This window comes from Pseudomonas sp. BF-B-15, assembly GCF_019946675.1.
Taxonomy (GTDB): domain Bacteria; phylum Pseudomonadota; class Gammaproteobacteria; order Pseudomonadales; family Pseudomonadaceae; genus Aquipseudomonas; species Aquipseudomonas migulae.
This window is the reverse complement of record NZ_JAGYFZ010000016.1, coordinates 44,156-62,595: the sequence shown is the minus strand read 5'-3', so window position 1 is coordinate 62,595 and position 18,440 is coordinate 44,156. Positions and strand designations below refer to the sequence as shown.

At 60.1% G+C, this 18,440-nt stretch carries 19 protein-coding genes; 5 read left to right on the top strand and 14 right to left on the bottom strand.

Annotated features, from left to right (window positions below; translation table 11 throughout):
• Positions 1-66 precede the first annotated feature (66 nt).
• Both KGA97_RS07790 and mobA read right to left on the bottom strand, forming a co-directional pair.
• Positions 67-288: a YgdI/YgdR family lipoprotein gene (locus KGA97_RS07790; RefSeq protein WP_008030318.1), complete on the bottom strand. Its 222-nt coding sequence runs from the start codon at positions 286-288 to the stop codon at positions 67-69.
• Positions 289-364: 76 nt separating this feature from the next.
• Positions 365-967, bottom strand: coding sequence for a molybdenum cofactor guanylyltransferase MobA (mobA, locus tag KGA97_RS07785; protein WP_223480534.1), 603 nt, complete (start codon positions 965-967; stop codon positions 365-367).
• A gap of 81 nt (positions 968-1,048) precedes the next feature.
• On the opposite strand from mobA, the gene moaB reads away from it, so the two are divergent.
• Complete coding sequence (gene moaB / locus KGA97_RS07780) at positions 1,049-1,588, top strand: molybdenum cofactor biosynthesis protein B (protein WP_008030315.1); 540 nt, start codon at positions 1,049-1,051, stop codon at positions 1,586-1,588.
• A 22-nt stretch (positions 1,589-1,610) separates the two neighbouring features.
• Positions 1,611-2,798 (top strand): gephyrin-like molybdotransferase Glp, encoded by a 1,188-nt coding sequence (gene glp, locus KGA97_RS07775; RefSeq protein ID WP_223480533.1) that lies wholly within the window; start codon positions 1,611-1,613, stop codon positions 2,796-2,798.
• A gap of 66 nt (positions 2,799-2,864) precedes the next feature.
• Here glp and KGA97_RS07770 read toward each other — a convergent pair whose 3' ends face one another.
• Positions 2,865-3,173, bottom strand: coding sequence for a hypothetical protein (locus KGA97_RS07770; protein WP_081500235.1), 309 nt, complete (start codon positions 3,171-3,173; stop codon positions 2,865-2,867).
• Positions 3,174-3,401: 228 nt separating this feature from the next.
• Here KGA97_RS07770 and yegS point away from each other — a divergent pair, with 228 nt between their 5' ends.
• Positions 3,402-4,319 (top strand): lipid kinase YegS, encoded by a 918-nt coding sequence (gene yegS / locus KGA97_RS07765; RefSeq protein ID WP_032832873.1) that lies wholly within the window; start codon positions 3,402-3,404, stop codon positions 4,317-4,319.
• Here the strand turns inward: yegS and KGA97_RS07760 are convergent.
• The 3 genes from KGA97_RS07760 to KGA97_RS07750 form a co-directional block, all read right to left on the bottom strand.
• Positions 4,303-4,962: a response regulator transcription factor gene (locus KGA97_RS07760; RefSeq protein ID WP_032828800.1), complete on the bottom strand. Its 660-nt coding sequence runs from the start codon at positions 4,960-4,962 to the stop codon at positions 4,303-4,305. The genes yegS and KGA97_RS07760 overlap by 17 nt on opposite strands.
• The gene (locus tag KGA97_RS07755; RefSeq protein WP_008030303.1) at positions 4,959-5,852 is read right to left on the bottom strand and encodes a sensor histidine kinase; all 894 of its coding nucleotides are present in this window, start codon (positions 5,850-5,852) and stop codon (positions 4,959-4,961) included. The genes KGA97_RS07760 and KGA97_RS07755 overlap by 4 nt, the downstream gene beginning before the upstream one ends.
• Positions 5,853-6,197: 345 nt before the next feature.
• Positions 6,198-6,668 carry a hypothetical protein gene (locus tag KGA97_RS07750; RefSeq protein ID WP_008030299.1) on the bottom strand — a complete coding sequence of 157 codons (471 nt, stop codon included), beginning with the start codon at positions 6,666-6,668 and terminating at the stop codon, positions 6,198-6,200.
• 463 nt (positions 6,669-7,131) lie between these two features.
• Here KGA97_RS07750 and KGA97_RS07745 point away from each other — a divergent pair, with 463 nt between their 5' ends.
• The gene (locus tag KGA97_RS07745) at positions 7,132-8,067 is read left to right on the top strand and encodes a chemotaxis protein CheV (protein ID WP_008044401.1); all 936 of its coding nucleotides are present in this window, start codon (positions 7,132-7,134) and stop codon (positions 8,065-8,067) included.
• Positions 8,068-8,193: 126 nt separating this feature from the next.
• The gene (locus KGA97_RS07740) at positions 8,194-9,000 is read left to right on the top strand and encodes an MOSC domain-containing protein (RefSeq protein ID WP_223480532.1); all 807 of its coding nucleotides are present in this window, start codon (positions 8,194-8,196) and stop codon (positions 8,998-9,000) included.
• Between the two features lie 71 nt (positions 9,001-9,071).
• Here KGA97_RS07740 and KGA97_RS07735 read toward each other — a convergent pair whose 3' ends face one another.
• From KGA97_RS07735 to KGA97_RS07700, 8 genes are all read right to left on the bottom strand, one after another.
• Positions 9,072-9,356 carry a pyrimidine/purine nucleoside phosphorylase gene (locus tag KGA97_RS07735; RefSeq protein ID WP_054614024.1) on the bottom strand — a complete coding sequence of 95 codons (285 nt, stop codon included), beginning with the start codon at positions 9,354-9,356 and terminating at the stop codon, positions 9,072-9,074.
• Positions 9,357-9,425: 69 nt separating this feature from the next.
• Positions 9,426-9,968, bottom strand: coding sequence for an exonuclease domain-containing protein (locus tag KGA97_RS07730; RefSeq protein ID WP_223480531.1), 543 nt, complete (start codon positions 9,966-9,968; stop codon positions 9,426-9,428).
• Between the two features lie 71 nt (positions 9,969-10,039).
• Positions 10,040-12,001, bottom strand: coding sequence for an acetyl/propionyl/methylcrotonyl-CoA carboxylase subunit alpha (locus KGA97_RS07725; protein WP_223480530.1), 1,962 nt, complete (start codon positions 11,999-12,001; stop codon positions 10,040-10,042).
• A 112-nt stretch (positions 12,002-12,113) separates the two neighbouring features.
• The gene (locus KGA97_RS07720; RefSeq protein WP_223480529.1) at positions 12,114-12,911 is read right to left on the bottom strand and encodes an enoyl-CoA hydratase/isomerase family protein; all 798 of its coding nucleotides are present in this window, start codon (positions 12,909-12,911) and stop codon (positions 12,114-12,116) included.
• The gene (atuD, locus tag KGA97_RS07715; protein ID WP_008044426.1) at positions 12,908-14,065 is read right to left on the bottom strand and encodes a citronellyl-CoA dehydrogenase; all 1,158 of its coding nucleotides are present in this window, start codon (positions 14,063-14,065) and stop codon (positions 12,908-12,910) included. Before atuD ends, KGA97_RS07720 begins: the two co-directional genes overlap by 4 nt.
• 24 nt (positions 14,066-14,089) lie before the next feature.
• Complete coding sequence (gene atuC, locus KGA97_RS07710) at positions 14,090-15,706, bottom strand: geranyl-CoA carboxylase subunit beta (protein WP_223480528.1); 1,617 nt, start codon at positions 15,704-15,706, stop codon at positions 14,090-14,092.
• A 3-nt stretch (positions 15,707-15,709) separates the two neighbouring features.
• Positions 15,710-16,579, bottom strand: a complete 870-nt coding sequence (locus tag KGA97_RS07705) for an SDR family oxidoreductase (protein ID WP_008030284.1) — start codon at positions 16,577-16,579, stop codon at positions 15,710-15,712.
• A gap of 12 nt (positions 16,580-16,591) precedes the next feature.
• Positions 16,592-18,382: an acyclic terpene utilization AtuA family protein gene (locus tag KGA97_RS07700; RefSeq protein ID WP_223480527.1), complete on the bottom strand. Its 1,791-nt coding sequence runs from the start codon at positions 18,380-18,382 to the stop codon at positions 16,592-16,594.
• Positions 18,383-18,440: the final 58 nt, after the last annotated feature.

Sequence of the window (18,440 nt, the reverse complement as noted above, 5' to 3'; positions counted from 1 at the left end):
TGTTTTTCAGCCATGAAAAAGCCCGCATAAAGCGGGCTTTTCTGTATCCGGTTGGTGCCGCAAAGATTACAGCTCTTTGACGGTACGAACTTGATCCTTGTTGACGCGGGTTTGTTTGCCGTCCAACTGTTCAAATTCGTAGAAACCCGATTCCTTATCGTATTTTGGCGAGTCGACAGCCTGGATTTCGCGACCGTCATTCAAGGTGATCACTGCAGGCGATGCGCAACCGGCAAGGGTAGCGAGGCCGAGTGCGAGCATGAAAGCGGCGAGGGTCCGTTGAGTCATGAGTGTGTCTCCGAATATGAATTCTTTTGGTAACTGAGCTTGAGACGTTCGCGACACGTGCAAGTTCATTCTCGTGTCAGTCTGACACAGTGTTGTGGGCACTTAACAGTTCCGGTGTATTGAGGTTGGCCAGGCGAGGATCGTTGTCGGGGCACTGCAACGCCGTGGCGCCCAGTTTGCGCATGAGGCGCCCCGGGCTGCGTTCGCCGTCATTCCAGGCACTTTCGAACGCTTCTCGCAGTGCAACCGGAATGATGCACAGCAAGGGTTCCCAGTGTCCGTCATGGCGCAGCATCAGCGGTTTGTCCGGATGCTGGCTGGCAGTTTCGCGCATGCTGTGGAGCAGCGCGGCATCGATGCGCGGTACGTCACAAGGCAATACCAGCAGATACGCATGACGAGCGGCCTTCAGGCCTGCACGCATGCCAGCCAACGGACCGGGGAAATCGCCTTCGTCGTCATGGACCAACAGGTCGGCGTAGGGCGCATACTTTTCCAGGTTCCTGTTGCAGGAGATGATCAGGTCATCGCTCAGCGGACGGGTCTTGCGATGCAAATGCGCGATCAGTGGCTCGCCGTGCCACTCGATCAGCCCTTTGTCCTGGCCGCCCATGCGTTGGCCGCGCCCCCCTGCCAGGAGCAGAATGGAACAGGGTGGCAAATGTGTATTCGAGGTCATGGCAGGTCTCCATGGGGGCGGCGAAAAAAGGAGGCGCTGTGATATAACACCGGGCTGTTTCTCCTACAACTGGACGAGCCTATGAAAGCCAAGGCTGATGTACCTTTCGCACCGCTCAACATCGCGGTGCTGACTGTCAGCGATACCCGTACTCTGGAAACCGACACGTCAGGCCAGGTCTTCGTTGACCGCTTGATCGCTGCTGGCCATAACCTGGCCTCTCGGGTTCTGCTCAAAGATGACCTCTACAAAATCCGCGCGCAAGTCGCCAACTGGATTGCCGACGATGTGGTGCAGGTTGTCCTGATCACAGGTGGTACGGGATTCACCGGGCGCGACAGCACGCCCGAAGCGGTGAGCTGCCTGCTGGACAAGCAGGTCGATGGATTTGGCGAGCTTTTCCGGCAGATATCGGTGGCGGATATTGGCTCCTCCACTGTTCAGTCCCGCGCCTTGGCCGGTTTGGCCAATGGCACGCTGGTCTGCTGCTTGCCCGGCTCGACCAACGCTGTGCGAACCGGTTGGGACGGTATTCTCGCTGAGCAACTGGATTCGCGGCACCGCCCATGCAATTTCGTGCCTCATCTGAAACAGGCGCAGCCCTGTGAATCCCGTGGGTAAGCCAGGCAAGACAGGCAGCCTGATGGCTGTCGAAGTCGCACTGGCGCGCTTGCTGGAAATGGCTGAAGCCACGCCGATTCGTGAGCGTGAGCGCCTGCCCCTGGCGCAGGTTGAGGGTCGTGTTCTGGCCGATGACCTGATCTCCACGCTTGATCTTCCTCCGTGGCCCAACAGTGCAATGGATGGTTATGCGTTGCGCGCGGCCGACTGGACGGGGGAGCCGTTGGTGGTCAGCCAGAAGATTTTTGCAGGCAACGCTCCGCCGCCTTTGACGCCCGGCACCTGTGCGCGAATCTTCACTGGTGCGCCGGTTCCTGCTGGGGCCGACTGCGTCGAGATGCAGGAAAACGCCGAAATCCAGGCGGATGAACGAGTCCGTTTCACCGATGCCCTGGCGCCAGGACAAAACATCCGGCCACAAGGCCAGGAAACTACCGTCGGTGAACTGATTCTGCCAGCCGGCACACGGCTTGGGCCAATTGAGCAGGGCCTGGCTGCTTCACTGGGATGCGCAGAGCTGGAGGTGATTCGCAAAGTTCGCGTCGCCGTTTTGTCCACCGGTGATGAATTGGTTGAACCGGGTAAGCCGCTGGGACCTGGTCAGATCTACAACAGCAATCGTGTGTTGCTCTGCAGCTGGTTGCAGCGATTGGGTTGTGAGGTGATCGACGCCGGTATTCTTCCAGATGACCTCGAGACCACTCGTGCCCGTCTTGCCAGTTTGGCAAGCGTCGACCTGATCCTCTCGACCGGTGGCGTATCGGTGGGTGAGGCGGATTTTCTGGGCATTGCCTTACGGGAGGAGGGCGAGCTGACATTGTGGAAACTCGCTATCAAACCGGGCAAACCGCTGACCTTCGGACATTTCCGTGGGGTTCCGGTCATTGGTTTACCCGGTAACCCGGCGTCGACCCTGGTGACCTTTGCCTTGTTGGCAAGGCCCTATCTATTACGCCGCCAAGGCGTAAAAGTGGTTGAGCCGCTGAAGTTTCAGGTGCCGGCAGGGTTTAACTGGTCCAAAGCCGGCAGTCGACGCGAGTACTTGCGTGGACGTCTGGAAAACGGCCGGGCGATCATCTACAAAAATCAGAGTTCAGGTGTACTGCGCAGCGCAGCCTGGGCCGATGGTCTGGTTGAAGTGCTGGAGGATCACACGCTGATCGAAGGTGACAGCGTGTATTTCATCCCGCTGAGCGAAGTTCTGGGCTGATACCTGCCTCACGCTGGCCACGCAAACCCGGTTGATCGAACCGGGTTTTGCGTTGATGGCTGACGCCTAATGTGCGATGAGTGCCACGACCTGGTCGAAACGACTGTTGGCGATCCAGCCCAGAAGGCCGAGCACCACGGCAGTGCCACCGGCTGAATAGGCAAGCCGGTGTTTGATCGATTTCACGTCACTGCGGACTTCATCCATGTCTCTTCGGATGTATTCGAGGTGAGTTTCCAGTTCGACGACGCGAGGTTCCATTTCGGCTTCTCCAGTGGGTTTTGCATTTTTATTGAATTCGGCTTGCTGTTTGGCCCGTCTTTCCGCGAGTGGTGCAACCGGAATGCCCGGTAACCTGATGTCATGGCTTTGCATGGTACGTCCCTGTAATTCCTGCTGATGACTGATAAACCGCAGCCACCAAGGTGTACCAATCAAACGGGTGGGTCAATTGAGCCGATTCCTCAGGTTTTGTAAGAAAAAATCCCGCCTTGTAGGACCTCAATCCCGGACTCCTTGAAATAATTCGGTTTCCTGCGACTTTTATGGTGCGCATCGCGGTCAACATCTCCCATACGGAATGCAAACATGGGGGTGATCACAATGAGCGAACGCAAGGCACTGTTGATTCTGCATGGCAAGCAGGCGCTCAACGAGGAGGTTCGTGCGGCGGTCGAGGGCAGGCGCGCACAAGGTTGGGAGTTGGCTGTTCGATTGACCTGGGAGGCCGGCGACGCACGACGCCTGGTGGATGAGGCTCTGGCGGCGGGCTACAGGCAGATCATCGCTGGGGGCGGTGACGGAACGTTGCGTGATATTGCCGAAGCCATGGCTGCACAGTCGACGCAGGCCAGTCTGGTGCTGATGCCGTTGGGAACCGCCAACGATTTCGCGCGCGCTGCCGGTGTGCCTCTGGAACCCGCCCAAGCCTTGAATCTTCTGGAAACTGAGCCGTGTGCCATCGACCTGGGAGAGGTCGGCGGGCAGGTGTTTCTGAATATGGCCACGGGCGGCTTCGGCAGTCAGGTCACGGCCAATACCTCAGAGGAATTAAAGAAAGTGCTTGGAGGTGCGGCCTACCTGTTCACGGGGTTGTCACGTTTCAGCGAGTTGCATGCGGCCTATGGCGAGCTGCATGGCCCGGATTTTCAGTGGAGTGGCGAGCTGCTGGCACTGGGCATCGGCAATGGCCGCCAGGCGGGCGGTGGTCACGTACTGTGCCCACAGGCGCTGGCGGATGACGGTCTGCTGGATATCAGTATTCTGCCTGCACCGCAGGAAGTGGTGGGTACGTTGAAAAGTTTGCTCTCCGACGGCTTCGGTATCGACAGCATGTTTGTGCGCGCCCGTCTGCCATGGGTCGAGATCAAGGTCTCGGAAGGTCTTTACATCAATCTCGATGGTGAACCACTGGAAGGCGACAGCTTGCGTTTCTCGGCGCGCCCGGCAGCACTGCGGGTGCATTTGCCCGAGGACTCGCCGCTGCTGAGCGTTCCGGCAATGATCAGTCGTCCAGACTGATGATCTGTTCGCGCACGGCGAACAGCACCAGGCCTGCCACGTCGTAAATCTGCAAGCGCTTCATGATTTGCGAGCGGTGGGTTTCGACCGTCTTGATACTCAAACCAAGGCCATTGGCGATTTCCCGGGTGGATTTTCCGCGAACAATCAGCCGCAGGATTTCCAGCTGACGTGCCGTCAGGTTGTGCGAGTCCGCGGGTTCCGGCTGATGTTTCTGGTTGCGGGTCAGCGCCTGGTTGATAACCGTATGGGCGATGGCCGGGCTCAGGTAGCGTTCGTTGTTGCGCAGGGCTTCCAGGGCATGTTCGAGTTCGGTGGCCGTGGTGTCCTTGAGCAGGTAACCGTGGGCACCGGATTCCAGTGCCTGCATGATGAGCGCCGGGTCGGTGTGCATCGACAGAATCAGCACCTTGCTTTGCGGGCGCACGCGCTTGAGGCGCTGCAAGGCTTCAAGGCCACCGGTTTCCTTCATGGAAATATCCAGCAGCACGATGTCCGGGGACAGATGCTCGACCATTTCGAGCAGCTGCGAGCCGTCATTGGCCTCGCCGATGACGGCGTAGCCGGGAATATCCAGCACCAGAGCGCGCACGCCAGCCCTGATAAGCGAGTGGTCATCCACCAGAAGTAAGTTACAAGTCAACGCATAACCTTATTCGTACTGGCCCGTTCGAGCGCACGTGGCGCCCAGGGGAAGAGAGCTTCGATTTGAGTACCTTTGCCCGGTTCGCTGGTGACGGTCAATGTACCGCCCAGTTGATCGATACGTTCCGACATTCCGGCCATTCCGCGCTGGCCCTCACGACCCGGATCCGTCGCCGGCGCGAAACCCAGGCCGTCGTCGCTGATCAACAGCGTCAAGCCTTGAGGCTGGCGTTGCAGGCGGACCAACAGATTTTTCGCCTCGGCGTGGCGCAGTATGTTGGTCACCGCTTCCTGGGTGATTCGAAAGGCGGCCACCGCCATTTCTTCGGGGATGCCGGTCAAGCGTGAATGGCATTCCAGGCTCCAGTTCACCGTCGTATTGCCCAGTGTCTTGAGCAAATGTGCACGCAGACTGGCTTCCAGCCCCAGGCTGGTCAACTGTCTGGGGTTGAGGATGGCCGATACGTCACGCACTTTGGTCAGGGTTTCTTCCAGCGTGTCGCAGAGCGCCGCGCATTGCTCTTGCAGTTCTTCGGGCATTCGGCGTCTGAGCCAATCACTTTGAAGTTTTGCCGCGGTCAATAACTGGCCAATATCGTCATGCAGTTCACGACTGAGCCGGTGGCGTTCGTTCTCCTGAACCTTCAATAAACGGTCGGCGAGCTCTTGAGGCTCGAACTTTATCGACTTGCGCGACAGGCGATGCTGCACCCAGACGCACGTCAGCGCTGCAATATTGAGCAGCAGCAGACTTAACGGCAAGCGTGTGGACAGGCCATAGATCAGCAGGCTGCCGAGCGCCGAGCAGGTACACAACAAAAGCGTGAACCGACGCGCGTTTACTCGGGAGGGGGGCCACATGGTGATTGACTTGAGGCTGGCGTACATAACGGATGGAGCCAATGGATGTTCGCTGCGGGCAGACCGGTCTAATGGACTGACGGGTCTCTGTCTGAGTCACTCTGCCATTAATTGACGTCAACTAATGGTCGGCATAATACCACTTAACATACCGTTGGTCGCGTTCGGTATATATGTCTATAGAGTCAGGAAATAAAGGTTTTGGACGATAGTTCCACAATGGAAAAGTTTATCGGCAGGAAGGGAATAGTTACTTGTATCGGGCTGTCGTTGACAGGCATGAAATATTCAATTGCGACATGAGCGTGATCAAGTTACAGAGTGACATCTTGGCAATATGAATACAAACCACGGAGTAATTATCGGGTGAAATTAAGCCTGCCGTTCCGTAAAGGAAACGAGCCGGAACGGTTTGGAATTAACCGGTGGCTGAAACTGGTTTTGCCCGACCTGGTAGGCAAAGGCTTCGATCAATGAGGTTTGTTCACTGTCGTCGAGGCTGAGTTGGCCGGTGGTCTGATCGATCAGTTCGAGTTGCCAGGCCATCAATGTGAAGCAGTCTTTCAACGCATCCAGCGCCTGAGCATGCAGGTCGACGTGGTTTTGGGCATGGTTCAGCAGGCCATGAATGTGCAGCGAAAACTCCGAAACGGCGACCAGGGCGAGGGCATCGGCCTTGTTGGCCAGCTTGAGCAGGGTGCTGAGCATGCATTCGATGGCGTCCTTGTCATTGCTGATCAGTTGCAAATGACTCAGGCACTCCTCGGATTTGGCCAGGAGTGTTTCAGCTTCGGCGAGAAACTCCGGGAACCGCTTGGCCCACTCGTTACGGTCGTTCGGCATGCTTATCTCCACAACGTCATGTCAAGTGAGGGAATGTCGTGTGTGTCAGCGAGAATGATCTGCGCCATGGCGTTGCCGTGCCGCCGTGAGATCGCGCTCCAGCCGGGCTGTCTGCAGGCGGAGGAGTTCAAGAGGGTGGATGGCCACTGACCTGCGATCGCACACAAAAGCCTGACTCCGTTCATGCAATGAGAATGGCGTCACATTAATGGCTATTGGATATTGCGAATATCAGGTTGGGCCTGATTGTTACTAGGGGAATCCCTTACGCACGGGAACCTAATGGACGAAACAGGGTCGCGCCGCAGGGAGTGAAGCAGATGAAGTGATGGCGCCAGTAAAGCATGATGTTAATGTGACATCAATGCCTGAGCATGGCATTTTGCATCGGGGTCAAGGTCCTGAAAAAACAGCCGATAACCCTCTTTAGTGAATTCATCAGAACAAGTACCAGGAGTCATTGATGGCCGGCATTCTCGACACGGTAGACCAACGCACGCAACTGGTGGGTGAGAATCGCCTGGAAATTCTCATGTTCCGCCTGGCTGGGCGGCAATTGTTCGCGATCAACGTTTTCAAAGTGCAGGAAGTGCTGCAACTGCCGAAACTGACCCTGATGCCCCAGCGCCATCCGTTCGTCTGCGGCGTGGTCAACCTGCGTGGCCAGACGCTGCCGGTGATCGACCTGTCCCAGGCCATCGGCATGCGTCCGCTGGTGCCGAGCCCTACCAGCACGATCATCGTCACCGAGTATAACCGCTCCGTGCAGGCTTTCCTGGTTGGCGGTGTGGACCGCATCGTCAACATGAACTGGGAAGCCATTCTGCCGCCGCCGACCAGCGCCGGCCGTCAGCATTACCTGACTGCCATCAGCAAGGTCGATGATCAGTTGGTGGAGATTATCGACGTCGAGAAAGTCCTCGCCGAAATCGTTCCGTACAACGCCAAGGTGTCCCGCGACAAACTCGACGATCCAATACTGGAGCGCGCCCGTGGCCGTGAAGTGCTGCTGGTGGACGACTCCAACGTGGCGCTCTCGCAGTTGCGCGACACCCTCGGCCAGTTGGGCGTGAAGATGCACATCGCCAGCGATGGCTTGAAAGCGCTGAACATGCTCAAGGGCTGGGCGGATACCGGCGTTAACATGACCGACAAATTGCTGATGATCTTCACCGACGCCGAGATGCCGGAAATGGACGGCTATCGCCTGACCACCGAGATCCGTAACGATCCGCGTCTGCGCGGCCTCTACGTGGTTCTGCACACCTCGTTGTCCGGCAGTTTCAACGACTCGATGGTCAAGAAGGTTGGTTGTGACAACTTCCTCTCCAAATTCCAGCCGGACAAATTGGTCGATGTGGTGCGTCAGCGCCTGATGCTCGACGAAGTGCCTGCCTGATCACGATACAGTTTCCTGTGGGAACGAGCCTGCTCGCTCCCACAGGGTTGGTAATCCAGTTCGCAGTCTTTGATTCGGCGATCAAGCTCGTATAGGGTGGCATTTTTGTCCTCCAGGGAGCTGGTCATGCTGCGTCTGAGCGCGCTTTATCGTTATCCGTTGAAATCCGGCAAGGGCGAGATCCTGCAACAGGTCAGTCTCGACAAACTGGGGCTGGACGGGGATCGACGCTGGATGCTGGTGGACGAGGCCAGCGGGCGCTTCCTGACCCAGCGTGCGGTGGCGCAGATGAGTCAGCTGTCGGCGTTGTGGAATGCCCAGGGCGGTTTGACCCTCAGCGCTCCCGGCCACACGCCAATTGATATTGCCTTGCCTGCCAGCGACGCTGAGTTGCGTGGCGTGACCATCTGGCGCGACACCTTGCGTGTGCCTGATGCCGGTGACGAGGCGGGGGCCTGGGTCAGCAGATTCATTGGCAAGCCGACTCGCCTGGTGCAGGTGCCGGTTGATCGCGCTCGGACCACTCAGGCCGGTTATGGCAAGGACGACGATCAGGTGGCCTTCGCCGATGGCTTCCCGTTGCTGCTGATCGGGCAGGCGTCCCTTGAGGATCTGTCGCAAAAGGTCGGGCGTTCGTTGGAGATGCTGCGTTTTCGACCGAATCTGGTGATCGAGGGCAGCGAGGCGTATGCCGAGGACGGCTGGAAGCGTATTCGTATCGGCGATGTCGAGTTTCGTGTGGTCAAGCCGTGTTCGCGCTGCATTCTGACCACCATCGATCCGCAGACCGGCGAACGCAGCGATGACCGTGAACCGCTCGCGACCTTGCAGAAATATCGTGCCCAGGAAGACGGTGCGATGTTTGGCCAGAATCTGGTCAATGACGGCAACGGCCAGCTCGAAGTCGGCATGCCGGTCACAATCCTGGAATAAGCGACCCTGAATGAAAAATGCCCGTGTCCAAGGACACGGGCATTTTTTTTGCGCTGTGAAAACCCGGGGTTTTAGCCGCGGTATTCGCACAGGTAAGCGGTGTCGACGGCCACTTTCAGCTGGAATTTGCTGTTGGCTGGCACGTTGAACTGGCTGCCGGCGGCGAAGGTTTCCCAGTCGCTGCTGTCTGGCAGTTTGACGGTCAGGGCGCCGGTCACCACGTGCATGATTTCACGCTGGCTGGTGCCGAATTCGTATTCGCCCGGAGCCATGACGCCAATGGTCGCCGGACCTTCAGCGGTGCCAAAGGCGATCGACTTGACGGTGCCGTCGAAGTACTCGTTGACTTTAAACATGGGCGATTCCTCGAAAAGGGCTAAAAAGGGCCGGCCAGTATGCACAAGGCCCTTGGCGCCGTCACCTCTCTAGAGCGGGAGAATCAGCGGTAACAGACGCGCTGTATTGCGCGCATCTTCAAGTGCCCGGTGCTGCTGGCCGGTGAACTGCATGCCGGCCAGTTGCAGGGCGCCGTTGAGCCCCAGCGGGCGTTCCAGCCGTCGGGCCTTGGCAAAGCGCTGCTTGAGGTTCATGTGCGGCACGCGACTCAGTTCGCTATCGAGTTGCAAGCGCTCCCACTCCTGAAGCAGTTGCCTGCGATCGTAATCGCCCCAACTGGCCCAGCCTTCCAGCCGCGAATGATGTTGGCCGAGCCAGCGCTCGAAGACCGGCCAGACCTCGGTCAGCGCCTGTGCGCTGTCGATATTCGCCTGGGTGATGCGAGTCAGCTCGCGACAAAACGGCGTGAGCAGGGGCCGTCGCAGCGGTCGCACGAAGCGCTGGAAATGGTCCTGCTCACGCCCTTGGCGGTCCACCAGCGTGGCGCCGATTTCGATGATTTCCATTTCCGTAACTGGCCAGCCACCTTCATCGGTGGTGGCTTCCAGATCGATCACCAGCCAGTGAGGCATTGAAGGGTTCCCGGTATCCGCATCCTGATAGGGCTTGAGCGTAGCCAAACCCGACGGATCCGCCTAGCGGCTTATTCGACCTCCAACAAAATCTGACGATTTTTTACCTGATCGCCGACCTTGACCTGCAAGCGTTTGAGCACGCCGTCGATGCCGGACTTGAGCGGATGCTCCATTTTCATCGCTTCCAGCACCACCAGCAGTTGGCCTTTACTGACCGGGCTGCCTTGTGCGACCAGCACGTCGACGATTGCGCCGTCCATCGGCGCCTTGAGCGTGCCGGAGCTGACGCTGGCCTGGCCGCTGACCAGCGCTTGCGTGCGATCCTCCAGGCGCAGGCTGCCGGGGCGGGTGAACAGCCAGAGTTGTCCGGCCTCCAGACGATAGGCATGACGCTGGCGGATGCCGTTGATGTCCAGGGTGGCCCAGCGTCCGTCGCACTGGATGACGTTCAGTTCGAAGGCCTGTGCGGCGACTTCAATCCGGTACGGTTCACCTGGTACCGCGTTCAACTGCACCGGCCAGTCTCGATCCTCCAGGCCGATGCGATAGTGCAGCGGCACACTGGCGTTGTTGCGCCAGCCGGCCAGCGCGGCGGGATGAGCCTGCGCCGAAGCCTGATAAAACAGCGCCGCCGCAATCGCCAGTTCTTCAGCACTCGGGTTATGCGGATGCAAACAAGGATGGTCGGCGAAATGCGTCGGGATGAACCCGGTGCTGAACTCGCCACTGATGAAGCGTGGATGTTCCAGCAGGCTGGCAAGCAAGCGCTGATTGCTCGGCAAGCCCAGCAGCACACTGTCTTGCACCGCGCGCAGCAACTTGCGCCGGGCTTCTTCACGGGTAGCGCCGTGGGCGATGATCTTGCCCAGCATCGGGTCATAGAACGGGCTGACGTGTTGACCTTCGATCAACCCATGGTCGATCCGCGCTCCACTCTGCAAGGCCGGTTCCCAGGTGGTGATGCGCCCGGTCTGCGGGAGGAACCCTTGGGTCGGGTCTTCGGCATACAGCCGCACTTCCATGGCGTGGCCGTTGAGTTGCACCTGTTCCTGGCGCAATGGCAGCGGTAGTCCTTCGGCGACGTGCAACTGCCAGGCCACCAGATCGAGGCCGGTGATCAATTCAGTCACCGGGTGTTCCACCTGCAACCGCGTGTTCATTTCCAGAAAGTAGAACTGCCCGTGCGCGTCCAGCAGAAACTCCACAGTGCCAGCGCCCACATAATTCACTGCGCGACCGGCCTTGAGCGCCGCTTCCCCCATGGCCTGGCGCAGTTCGGCGGTCATGACCGGGCAGGGTGCTTCTTCGATGACTTTCTGATGGCGGCGCTGGATCGAACAGTCGCGTTCGCCGAGGTAGATCAGGTTGCCGTGTTGGTCGCCGAACAGCTGAACCTCAACGTGACGCGGATCGATCAGCGCTTGTTCGAGGATCAGTTCGTCGCTGCCAAACCCGTTCAATGCCTCGGAGCGCGCGGTGCGAATCTGTGCGAGCAAATCCCCTGCATCGTGCACCAGGCGCATGCCGCGCCCGCCACCGCCGGCACTGGCCTTGATCATCAGCGGAAAGCCGATGCGTTCGGCTTCGCGGCTCAGGGTCGCGTCGTCCTGCCCGGTGCCTTGATAGCCTTTGATGCAGGGCACGCCGGCGTCGAGCATGGCGAGTTTCGACAGGCGTTTGCTGCCCATCAGTTCGATGGCTTCGGGGCTGGGGCCGATGAAAGTGAGGCCGGCGTGCTGGCAGGCGCGGGCGAATTCGGCATTTTCCGAGAGGAAGCCGTAGCCGGGGTGGATCGAATCGGCACCGGTGCGGCGGGCGGCGTCGAGGATGGCCGGGATGTTCAGGTACGACTGCTGGACCGGGGCCGGGCCGATGTTGACGGCTTCGTCGGCGATTTGTACGTGCAAGGCATCCGCATCTGCGTCGCTGAACACGGCGACGGTGCGGTAGCCCAAGGATTGGGCCGTGCGCTGGATGCGGCAGGCGATTTCACCGCGGTTGGCGATCAGGATTTTTTTCAGGGCGGGCATTGGGATATTCCCTTCGTATTTGCGGTGGAAGTGATGGCCTCTTCGCGGGCAAGCCTCGCTCCTACAGGGGGCACCAAAAACCTTGTAGGAGCGAGGCTTGCCCGCGAAGCTTTTAAATTGCCCACCCCGGTTTACGCTTCTGCACGAAGGCCATCGTGCCCTCGACGCCTTCAGCCCCGGTCACCGCTTCGCTGAACCACTCGGCCGCTTCATCCAGCAACGCATCCGACGGTTGCCCGGCACTCGCCAGCAACAGTTTTTTGGTCGTCGCATTGGCCCCCGGCGCGCAGCACAGCACGTGGGCCAGAACTTCACCGAGACGCTCGGCCAGGGCTTGCGCGTCATGTTCGACAAAATGCACCAGCCCCATGCGCCGCGCCTGGTTGCCATCGAACCGCGCCGCCGTCAGCGCCAGGCGCCGGGCCTGAGTCAAACCGATGCGCTGGACCACAAACGGCGCGATCTGCGCGGGCAGCACGCCGAGGCTGGTTTCCGGCAACCCGAATTGCGCCTGATGATCCGCCAGGGCGACATCGCTGACGCAGGCCAGACCCAAACCGCCGCCAAGCACTGCGCCTTGCAACACGGTGATCACCACTTGCGGCGCGTGTTGCACCTCTTGCAGCAGCGCGCCGAACGCACGGTTCAGATCACGGTAGGCGTTCGCGCCTTGAGCACGGGCGTTGGCCATGTCCTTGATGTCGCCACCGGCACAGAAATGCCCACCGGCACCGCCGATCACCAGGGCCCGAATCGCACGGTCATCGCGCACGGCCAACAGCACCGCGCGCAGTTCGGCGACCATCAGCAGGCTCATGGCGTTGCGGCTTTCCGGGCGGTTGAGGGTGATGTGCAGCACGCCGTTATGCGGTTCGAGCAATAACGTCTGGCAATCCGGCAGGGTGCTCATTTCTTTTTCCCCGGCAGGATGCCCATGAGTTTGCAGATGATCCCCAGCATGATTTCGTCGGCGCCGCCGCCAATCGACACCAGCCGAACATCGCGGTAAGCGCGGGCCACGGGGTTGTCCCACATGAAGCCCATGCCGCCCCAATATTGCAGGCAACTGTCGCTGACTTCGCGGCCCAGTCGCCCGGCCTTGAGTTTGGCCATCGACGCCAGACGCGTGACGTCCTGACCTTTGATGTACTGCTCGGTGGCCTGATAGACCAGCGCCCGCAGGCATTCGATTTCGGTTTGCAGTTCGGCGAGGCGAAAGTGGATGACCTGATTGTCGATCAGCGCATTGCCGAAGGTTTTACGTTCCTTGCAATACTCGATGGTGCTGTCGATGCAGTATTCCAGGCCCTTGATCATGTTCGCCGCGCCGAACAGGCGTTCTTCCTGAAACTGCAGCATTTGCATCATGAAGCCCGCGCCTTCATGGCCGATGCGGTTGCGTTGCGGCACGCGCACGTTGTCGAAAAACACCTGGGCGGTTTCCGAACTGCGCATGCCGAGCTTGTCCAGGTGCGAACTGAGGCTGATCCCCGGCGTGTTCATCGGCACCATGATCAGCGACTTGTTGATGTGCGGTTTGTCGTCCGAGGTGTTGGCCAGCAGACAAATGAAATCGGCGCTTGGCGAGTTGGTGATCCACATCTTGCTGCCGTTGATCACGTAGTCGTCGCCGTCCTTGCGGGCGGTGGTTTTCAACCCGGCCACGTCGGAACCGGCGCCGACTTCGGAAACGCCGATGCAACCGACCTGTTCGCCGGTAATGGCAGGGCGCAGAAACTCTTCACGCAGTTCATCGGAACCGAAGCGCGCCAGCGCTGGAGTGCACATGTCGGTCTGCACACCGATGGACATCGGAATGCCGCCGCAATGAATGGTGCCGAACTCCTCGGCGGCGACAATCGAATAGCTGTAGTCGAGCCCCATGCCGCCGAATTTTTCCGGTTTGGAAATTCCCAGCAGGCCCAGGTCACCGGCCTTGCGGAAGATTTCGTGGATGGGAAAGCGCCCGGCCTTTTCCCATGCCTCGACGTGCGGGTTGATTTCGTTTTCGACGAATTGACGTACGGTGCGGCGCAGTGCTTCGTGTTCCTGGGTGAAGATCATTTTTATTGTTCTCCTCTGGCCGGTTCAGAACCGGGCTACGCCAAAACTGTTGGTTTGCAGCGGCCGCACATCGGCCTCATGACAGATGTCCAGCAAGTAACCGAGCAGGGTCCGGGTGTCCCGCGGATCGATGAGCCCGTCGTCCCACAGACTGGCGCTGCCATAAAGCGCGGTGGACTGGCTGTCGAGTTTCTGTGCGGTGACCTGCTCCAGCATGTCGAGCATTTTCGGGTCGGGCACCAGGCCGTCCTTGAGTTGTTTGGCTTCGGTGACGATGCGCAGCACCTTGCCGGCCTGCGCGCCGCCCATCACCGCCGTGCGGCTGTTGGGCCAGGCGAAGATGAAGCGCGGGTCGAGGCCGCGACCGCACATGGCGTAGTTGCCGGCGCCATAGGAACCGCCGACGACGATGGTCAGTTTCGGTATGCGGGCGTTGGCCACCGCCTGAATCATCTTCGCGCCGTGCTTGATCACGCCTTGCTGTTCCGACTCGGTGCCGACCATGAACCCGGTGGTGTTGTGAAAGAACAGCAGCGGCGTCTGGCTCTGATCGCAGAGCTGGATGAACTGCGCGGCTTTACTCGCCCCTTTGGGGGTGATCGGGCCGTTGTTGCCAATGAATCCGCAGGCGCGCCCCTGAATGTGCAAATGGCCGCAAATGGTTTGCTGATCGAATTCACCCTTGAACTCAAGGAAGTTCGAACCGTCGGCAATCCGCGCAATGATTTCGCGCACGTCGTAGGGCTTTTTCGGATCGTCCGGGATCAGTCCCAGCAGCTCGTCGATAGGGTAGAGGGGTTCTTTCCACTGCCGTTCGGGCAACCATTGCAGCTGCTCGTTCCATGACAACAGGCTGACAATCTCGCGCACCAGGCGCACGCCATCGGCATCGTTCTCGGCCAGGTATTCAGCGGTGCCAGCGGTTTGCGCGTGCATCTCGGCACCGCCCAGTTCTTCGTCGGTCGCCACTTCTCCGGTCGCGGCTTTCAGTAACGGTGGGCCGGCGAGAAACAGTTTGGCTTTGCCACGCACCACTACCGTGTAATCCGAGAGCCCTGGCTGATAAGCGCCGCCCGCCGTGGCCGAGCCGTGGACCACGGTGATCTGCGGCAACCCCATGGCCGACATCCGCGCCTGATTGGCAAAACTGCGCGCGCCTTCGACGAAAATCTCCGCTGCGTAATTGAGGTTGGCGCCACCGCTTTCGGCGAGGGTGATCACCGGCAGTTTGTTCTCCATGGCGATCTGTTGCAGGCGCAGGGACTTTTTCAAACCGCTGGGGGAAATCGTCCCGCCCTTGATCGCGCTGTTGTTCGCCACGACCAGAACCCGCACACCGGACACGTAACCGATCCCGGCGATCAAACCGCCGCCGGCCGAACTGCCGTCCTTGTCGTCATGCAATTTGTAGCCGGCCAGGCTCGCCAGTTCGAGGAACGGCGCACCCGGGTCGAGCAGAAGATTGAGGCGTTCGCGGGGCAGCAATTGCCCGCGCTTGTCGAACCTGGGTTTGGCTTCGGCCGCTTTGTTCAGCAGGTTCTGTTCGAGCTGACGGACTTGCTCGATCCCCGCCAGCATCGCTGCACGGTTCTGGGCAAACTGGTCGCTGAACGGGTCGACTTGCGACTGAATCACCGGCATGACTTATTCCTTGTCCTTGAGCACGTCCGGCAAGTACGCGCGGTGGAAACCGTTGTACGACTCACTGATCTTGGCCTTGTGGATCGGCCACGCCCGACCGCCAAGGCTGGCGGCGCCGTCGATACGCAAGGTGCTGCCACTGACAAACGCTGCGGCCGGACTGAGCAGGAAGACGATCGCGGCGCTGACTTCCGATTCGGTGCCGATGCGTTTCAGCGGCACGTGCTCGCGCAAGGTCGGAATCACCGCTTTGAACGCACCTTCGTAAGTGTCCATGCCGCTGGAGGCGATCCAGCCCGGCGCCACTGCATTGACCCGCACCCCGGCGTAACCCCATTCGAACGCAGCGGTCTTGGTCAGGTTATCCATGCCCGAGCGCGCCGCGCCCGAGTGGCCCATGCCGGGCATGCCGTTCCACATGTCGGCGAGCATGTTGACGATGGCGCCGCCGTGTTGGCTCATGGACTGGTTGAAGACTTCGCGCGCCATCAGGAAACCGCCCACCAGGTTGGTGCGCATCACGGTTTCGAAACCCTTCTGGTTGATCGAGGCCAGTGGTGAGGGAAATTGGCCGCCGGCATTGTTGACCAGTCCGTGGATCGGACCGTGCTTGCGGATCAGTTCGCTGACCAGATGCTTGACCGCTTCTTCGTCGCGAATATCGCAGGTCTGCCAATCGGCCTTGCCGCCATCCTCGGTAATCTCGGCAACCACGGATTTCAGTTTGTCGGCATTGCGCCCGATCAACAGCACATGGGCGCCGAGGGCCGCCAGTTCATGGGCGGTGCAGCGACCAATGCCGCTGCCGCCACCGGTGACGATGATGTTTTGGCCGGCAAACAGATCAGCTTTGAAAATCGAATCGTAGGCCACGGCGGCAGTCCTCTAGTTGACCTGGTCGGCGATGCGCTGCGGCACCGGAATCTGGATGTCCAGCAGTTGTTGGGCGAAGGCTTTACCTTGCGGATCGATCCGCAGACTGGCCACGCCACCGCCGCCAAGGGCGTTTTCCAGCAAGAAATTCAGGCTGTGGGTCGCGGGCAGGTACCAGCGCTCGACGCGCCCGTGAATCGGGTCGAGCACATGGCTCATCCAGTCGACCATCACTTCCGGGGTCAGGGCTTCGGCGATCCACGGCAGGTACTCCCGCTCGCGTGCCATGACGCCGATGTTGCTGTGATTGCCCTTGTCACCCGAGCGTGCGACCGCGAGCTTGATCAGCGCCACGCTGGCATCGGCGCGACCGGTGGGTTTCGGTGGGTCGTACGGCACCGGCAGGTCCGCGGTGGTGAGCGCGTCGAGGGCGGGCAGGGCGCACGGATGACGTTGACCATTGAGATCAATGTCCAGCGTGCAGGCGGATTTGTCGATGAGGAACGAGAACAGCCGGATCAGTGGATACACCGTCGGCCGTCCGCCGACGATGCCGGTCAACCCCGGCGCCATGCCGGTGGCGGCCTGGGCGATTTCCCGGGAGAACACGATCAGCGCCTGTTTGTCCGGGTGGCGCACGGCGAGTTTGATCACCACTTCGCGGCTGTCCTGACGCTGGCCATGGGGACCGTACGTGGCCTCGCTGCCGAGCAGTTCAATATTGACTTCGCTGTAGGGCGCCCAACCGCGCTGACTGAAGATTTCCGAGGTCTTGCTGATGATCGCTTCGCTGACACGCCGCGCCTTGTCCACCGCATCGATCCCGGCGATCAGGCAACTGGCGGTGCAGCGGAAACCGTCCGGATACGTCGCGCTGACCTTGTACTGATCGGTGGGCGGCAAGCCTTTGGCGCCGTGTACCTGAACTGCGTTCTTACCTTGTTGCTGAAGTTTGACCTGGGTGAAATCGCAAATCACATCGGGCAGCAGATAGGCCTGCGGGTCGCCGATTTCATAGAGCATCTGCTCGCCGACCGTGAGTGGCGTGACGAGACCGCCGGAGCCTTCGGGTTTGCTGACGATGAACTGGCTGTCGGCGCTGACTTCGACGATGGGGAAACCGATGTGTTCGTAGTCGGGCACGTCGCGCCAATCGGTGAAGTTGCCGCCGGTGCACTGGGCGCCGCATTCGATGATGTGACCGGCGAGTGCGGCTTGCGCGAGTTTGTCGTAGTCGTGCCAGGACCAGCCGAATTCATGCACCAGTGCAGCGCTGACCACGGCGCTGTCGACCACGCGCCCGGTGATGACGATGTCCGCGCCCAGGCGCAAGGCTTCGACGATGCCGGGCGCACCGAGGTAGGCGTTGGTGGAGACGCACATCGGCGGCAAGGGCGCGCCGCTGAACATTTCGTGAAGGCCGCGGGTGCTCAGGTGTTTGAACTGCGGTTGCAGGTCATCACCCAGCAACACGGCGATTTTCAGCGCCACGCCGGCCTTGTCGCAGGCCGCTTGCAGGGCAGCGGCGCAGGCCTGCGGGTTGACGCCGCCGGCGTTGCTGATGACGCGGATGTTCTGTGCGGCGAGCTGCGTGAGCAGCGGGCTGAGCACTTCGATGAAGTCGCTGGCGTAGCCGGCCTGGGGATCTTTCATCCGCGCACCGGCCATGATCGACATCGTGATCTCGGCCAGATAATCGAACACCAGGTAATCCAGGCGTCCGCCTTCCACCAGTTGCGCGGCGGCGGTCGAGGTGTCGCCCCAGAAGGCGCTGGCGCAACCGATGCGAACAGTTTCAGGCACAGCCCTTTCCATAGCCACCTCCCTCAGACGTGTATCGAGACTACCAAGCAAGCGCTTG

Bases quoted from the DNA above. Each gene is read 5' to 3' on its own strand.
- KGA97_RS07790 (WP_008030318.1), bottom strand. From the start codon at position 288: ATGACTCAACGGACCCTCGCCGCTTTCATGCTCGCACTCGGCCTCGCT.
- mobA (WP_223480534.1), bottom strand. From the start codon at position 967: ATGACCTCGAATACACATTTGCCACCCTGTTCCATTCTGCTCCTGGCA.
- moaB (WP_008030315.1), top strand. From the start codon at position 1,049: ATGAAAGCCAAGGCTGATGTACCTTTCGCACCGCTCAACATCGCGGTG.
- glp (WP_223480533.1), top strand. From the start codon at position 1,611: ATGGCTGTCGAAGTCGCACTGGCGCGCTTGCTGGAAATGGCTGAAGCC.
- KGA97_RS07770 (WP_081500235.1), bottom strand. From the start codon at position 3,173: ATGCAAAGCCATGACATCAGGTTACCGGGCATTCCGGTTGCACCACTC.
- yegS (WP_032832873.1), top strand. From the start codon at position 3,402: ATGAGCGAACGCAAGGCACTGTTGATTCTGCATGGCAAGCAGGCGCTC.
- KGA97_RS07755 (WP_008030303.1), bottom strand. From the start codon at position 5,852: ATGTACGCCAGCCTCAAGTCAATCACCATGTGGCCCCCCTCCCGAGTA.
- KGA97_RS07750 (WP_008030299.1), bottom strand. From the start codon at position 6,668: ATGCCGAACGACCGTAACGAGTGGGCCAAGCGGTTCCCGGAGTTTCTC.
- KGA97_RS07745 (WP_008044401.1), top strand. From the start codon at position 7,132: ATGGCCGGCATTCTCGACACGGTAGACCAACGCACGCAACTGGTGGGT.
- KGA97_RS07740 (WP_223480532.1), top strand. From the start codon at position 8,194: ATGCTGCGTCTGAGCGCGCTTTATCGTTATCCGTTGAAATCCGGCAAG.
- KGA97_RS07735 (WP_054614024.1), bottom strand. From the start codon at position 9,356: ATGTTTAAAGTCAACGAGTACTTCGACGGCACCGTCAAGTCGATCGCC.
- KGA97_RS07730 (WP_223480531.1), bottom strand. From the start codon at position 9,968: ATGCCTCACTGGCTGGTGATCGATCTGGAAGCCACCACCGATGAAGGT.
- KGA97_RS07725 (WP_223480530.1), bottom strand. From the start codon at position 12,001: ATGCCCGCCCTGAAAAAAATCCTGATCGCCAACCGCGGTGAAATCGCC.
- KGA97_RS07720 (WP_223480529.1), bottom strand. From the start codon at position 12,911: ATGAGCACCCTGCCGGATTGCCAGACGTTATTGCTCGAACCGCATAAC.
- atuD (WP_008044426.1), bottom strand. From the start codon at position 14,065: ATGATCTTCACCCAGGAACACGAAGCACTGCGCCGCACCGTACGTCAA.
- atuC (WP_223480528.1), bottom strand. From the start codon at position 15,706: ATGCCGGTGATTCAGTCGCAAGTCGACCCGTTCAGCGACCAGTTTGCC.